A 3,895-nucleotide genomic window follows, 5' to 3' on the forward strand; every position below is an offset into this window, starting at 1 on the left:
CTGCGCCGGCGGTGCTGGAGGCGGCGAGGCCGGCGCTGCCGTTGCCGCCGGCCAGCCAGCGATCGGCGAGCAGCAGCGGGATCCCGGTCGCCACCATCACCAGCAGGCCCAGCGCGACCCCGGCCACGCCGGCATGGGCGACCATGCGCAGGTCCAGGGTATTGCCCAGGGCGAAGGCGAAGAACGGGATCAGTGCCGGCACCGCCCGCGCGAACAGGGCGCGCAGCGCCGGGTCCAGGTTGCCGAGCGCGAAACCGGCCAGCAGCGGCAGCACCGCGCCGAGCAGCAGCCGCGGTTCGAAGTTGGCGACGCCGGCGGTGCCGAGGATCAGCATGGTCACCAGCGGCCCGGATTCCAGCGACATCAGCGCCATCGCCCCGGCCTCGCCGCGGCGGCCGTACTGCTGCATGAGTGCGGCGAACAGGCCGGCATTGGTCATGTCCATCGCCGCGACCAGCGCCAGCACCGACATGCCGCTCCAGATGCCGGCGACGATGCCGCCGGGCGGCAACAGTCGCGCGGCGATCACCGCGGTCAGCCACGCCACCGCGATCTTGGTCAGCACCAGCACGCCGGAGGCGCGCAGCACGCGGCCGCCGCTGCGCAGCCGGATCGAGGCGCCCAGGCAGAAGCACCACACCGCCAGGATCGGCAGCAGCCCGCCGATCAGGCCCTGGGTGAAGGAGCCGAACCAGGCGCCGGCCTGCGGCCACAGGGTGTGGCAGAGCGCGCCGAGCAGCAGCGGCGCCAGCATCATGCCGCCGGGAAGACGTTCGAGCGTGTGCTTGATCCGCATCGAGGGACTCCGCGTGTGCAGGCGCGGCCCGCGGCCGCGGCCCGGCGACGGCGCCGGACGGGCGGTGTTGTACCGCAGTGCGGCGACCGCCAGGTGTCGCCGGCCATGCGCGGTCGAGGCCCGGTTCAGCCGTCTTGCGACCGCGGCGTCGGCGGTCGCGCTTGCGCCGTGCCGGGCGTCGCGTGCGCGTGGCCCAGCGCGTCACGCCTGAGCGGCGGACCCGAGGATCTTCAGCAGGGCCATCGCCGCCGCGGGATTGCGTTCCTTGGCGGCGCTGATGAAGTAGACGAAGACCTCGCGCGGCGTGGTCTTGGCCACGGCCGTATCGGCGTGCGGCAGCGCCTGCGGATCCTCGCCGCGGCGCCAAGCTTGCGCGTGCGCGGCCCAGGCCTGCAGTTCCTTGGGCGGGTAGCCATGGGCGAGGTCGGCGCGACTGCGCATCAGCCGCGCATAGACGAAGTCGGCGCCCAGGTCGGCGAAGGAGGGGAACTCGGGCGAATCGGTGAACACCGTGGCCACGCCGTGCCGGCGCGTCAGGTGCAGCAGTTCCGGTCCGACGCAGGCCGGATCGCGCACTTCCAGCACGTGGCGCAGACGGCGTCCGTCGGTCCTGCGCGGCAGCAGGTCCAGGAACGCGGCCAGGTCGTCCAGGTCCAGGCGGTGGCCGTGCTCGAACTGCCACAGCAGCGGGCCGAGGCGGTCGCCGAGGCTGGCGATGCCGCCGACGAAATCCTCGATCTGCGTGCCGGCGCCGGCCAGCCGCCGCAAGGCAGTGATGCGCTTGGGCGCCTTGGCCGAGAACAGGAAGCCCGGCGGCGTCTCGTCGCGCCAGCGCGCATAGGTCTCCGGCTTCTGCGCACCGTAGTAGGTGCCGTTGATCTCGATGCTGGTGACGTGGCGACTGGCGTATTCCAGTTCGCGGCGCTGCACCAGGCCCTGCGGATAGAACATGCCGCCGCGCCATGGTGCGTAGGTCCAGCCGCCGATGCCGACGCGGATGCCGTCCGGCGCGGCCGGGGCGGAGTCGAAGAGGTCGTTCATGCGGGCGTGTCCGGCGGCAGGCGGGGAGCGATTGTGCCGCAGCGCGGCGTTGCGGGGTGTGGTCGTGGGCGTCAGTGGCCTGGTGGCGTCGCTGGGCGGCGCGCGGCGTGTGCCTGTGCCGCGTGTTCGTCGCCTGCGCGATGGCGTGCGCCATGCGTGCGTGCAGGGCGGGAATGGCCGCCAACTCCGCTGGCCGCTGCGTGCGAGTTGGACGTTGGCAGTAGCGGCCACCCGCGTCTGGACCGCATCTGGCACTACGCGGCGTCGCAGCGGCGCGCCTTGGTCCGCCGCAAACGGCCCGGCAGGCTCTACACTCGCCGGGACGCGCGCGCCAGTGTGCGGCCTTGGTTTCCCTTCTTCAGGAGCGACGCAGTTGAAGAGCATCTCGATGGGCTGCGGCCTGTTGCTGGCGATGAGCGCCACCGTGCAGGCGCAGGCGCCTGTCCCCGCCGCGGCCCCCGCACCGGCCCCGGCCGCATTGCCGCCCGGGCTGCAGGATCTGGACGCGCAGGTGGAGCGCGTGCGCAAGCAGTTCGACGTGCCCGGCATCGCCATCGCCATCGTCAAGGACGGGCAGGTGGTGCTGGAGCGCGGCTATGGCGTGCGCGAACTCGGCAAGCCGGAACCGGTGGACGCGCAGACCTTGTTCGCCATCGCTTCCAATACCAAGGCCTTCACCTCCGCCGCGCTGTCGATCCTGGCCGACGAAGGCAAGCTCAAGCTCGAGGACCGGGTGGTGGACCACCTGCCGTGGTTCCAGATGTCCGACGCCTACGTCACCCGCGAAATGCGCGTGCGCGATCTGCTCAGCCATCGCAGCGGCCTGAGCCTGGGGGCGGGCGATCTGCTGTTCTGGCCGGCCACCAGTTACAGCAACGAAGAGGTGGTGCGGCGCCTGGCGCATGTGCCGCTGAAGGGCGGCTTCCGCGACCGCTACGCCTACGACAACATCCTGTACGCGGTGGCGCAGAAGCTGATCGAGCAGGTGTCCGGGCAGAGCTACGCCGAGTTCGTGCGCCAGCGTATCTTCGTGCCGGTGGGCATGACCGGCGCGCGCATCAACAGCGACCACCTGCAGCCCGGCGACGAAGCCGCGATCGGCCATGCCAAGTTCGACTTCCGCGAGTTGCGCACGGTGGCGCCGCTGACCTGGTCCAACAATTCCGGCGCCGGCGGCATCTACGCCAATGTGCACGACATGGCCAAGTGGATGCAGGTGCAGCTCGACGGCGGGCGCCTGCCGTCGGCCGACGGCCAGGCGCGGGAGTTGTTCAGCGCGCAGCGCCAGCAGGAGATGTGGCAGATGATCACGCCGATCGCGATCTCCGAGCCGAGCGTGCCGGAACTGCTGCCGGCCAGGCCCAACTTCGCCGGCTACGGCGAGGGCTGGAGCCTGAGCGACTACCGCGGCGCCAAGCTGGTCTGGCACACCGGCGGCTGGCCGGGCATGGTCTCGCGGCTGACCCTGGTGCCCGAGCGCAAGCTGGGCGTGATCGTGCTGACCAACCAGGAAGTCGGCGCCGCCTTCAACGCGATCACCCTGCGCGTGCTGGACGCCTACCTGGGCGCGCCGGCGACCGACTGGACCGCCGCCTACGCCAAGGCCGTGGCCAAGGCCGACGCCAATGCCGACGAGGACTGGGCCAAGCACGTGGCCGCGCGCGACGCCAAGTCCACCCCGTCGCTGCCGCTGTCCGGCTACGCCGGCACCTACCGCGACCCGTGGTACGGCGATGTGGTGGTGCGCCAGCAGGGCAAGCGCCTGGAACTGCAGTTCAGCAAGACCGCGCAGCTGGTCGGCACCCTGGAGCACTGGCAGCACGACACCTTCATCGTGCGCTGGCGCGACCGCTCGCTCAACGCCGACGCCTTCCTGAGCTTCGCCCTGACCGCCGACGGCAAGGTGCGCGAGGCGCGCATGCAGGCGATCTCGCCGCTGACCGATTTCAGCTTCGATTTCCAGGACCTGGTGTTGACGCCGGAGTGACTGCTGGGAATCGGGAATGGGGAATAGGGAATGGTAGGAGTCAACTGTCATGCACCTGCGATGACAGGAGG

Annotated in this window: 3 protein-coding genes; 1 reads left to right on the forward strand and 2 read right to left on the reverse strand. The window is 71.2% G+C overall.

Annotated elements, in window-relative coordinates; genetic code table 11:
* Both D588_RS0109130 and D588_RS0109135 read right to left on the reverse strand, forming a co-directional pair.
* Positions 1–796, reverse strand: a 796-nt coding sequence (locus D588_RS0109130) for a 2-keto-3-deoxygluconate permease (protein WP_017915758.1), incomplete at its 3' end; no start/stop codon positions are given.
* Between the two features lie 201 nt (positions 797–997).
* The gene (locus D588_RS0109135; protein WP_017915759.1) at positions 998–1,837 is read right to left on the reverse strand and encodes a DUF72 domain-containing protein; all 840 of its coding nucleotides are present in this window, start codon (positions 1,835–1,837) and stop codon (positions 998–1,000) included.
* 373 nt (positions 1,838–2,210) lie between these two features.
* On the opposite strand from D588_RS0109135, the gene D588_RS0109140 reads away from it, so the two are divergent.
* Positions 2,211–3,824: a serine hydrolase gene (locus tag D588_RS0109140; protein WP_017915760.1), complete on the forward strand. Its 1,614-nt coding sequence runs from the start codon at positions 2,211–2,213 to the stop codon at positions 3,822–3,824.
* The last annotated feature ends 71 nt before the right edge of the window (positions 3,825–3,895 follow it).

The sequence above is a fragment of the Xanthomonas sp. SHU 308 genome (assembly GCF_000364645.1).
Lineage (GTDB): Bacteria > Pseudomonadota > Gammaproteobacteria > Xanthomonadales > Xanthomonadaceae > Xanthomonas_A > Xanthomonas_A sontii.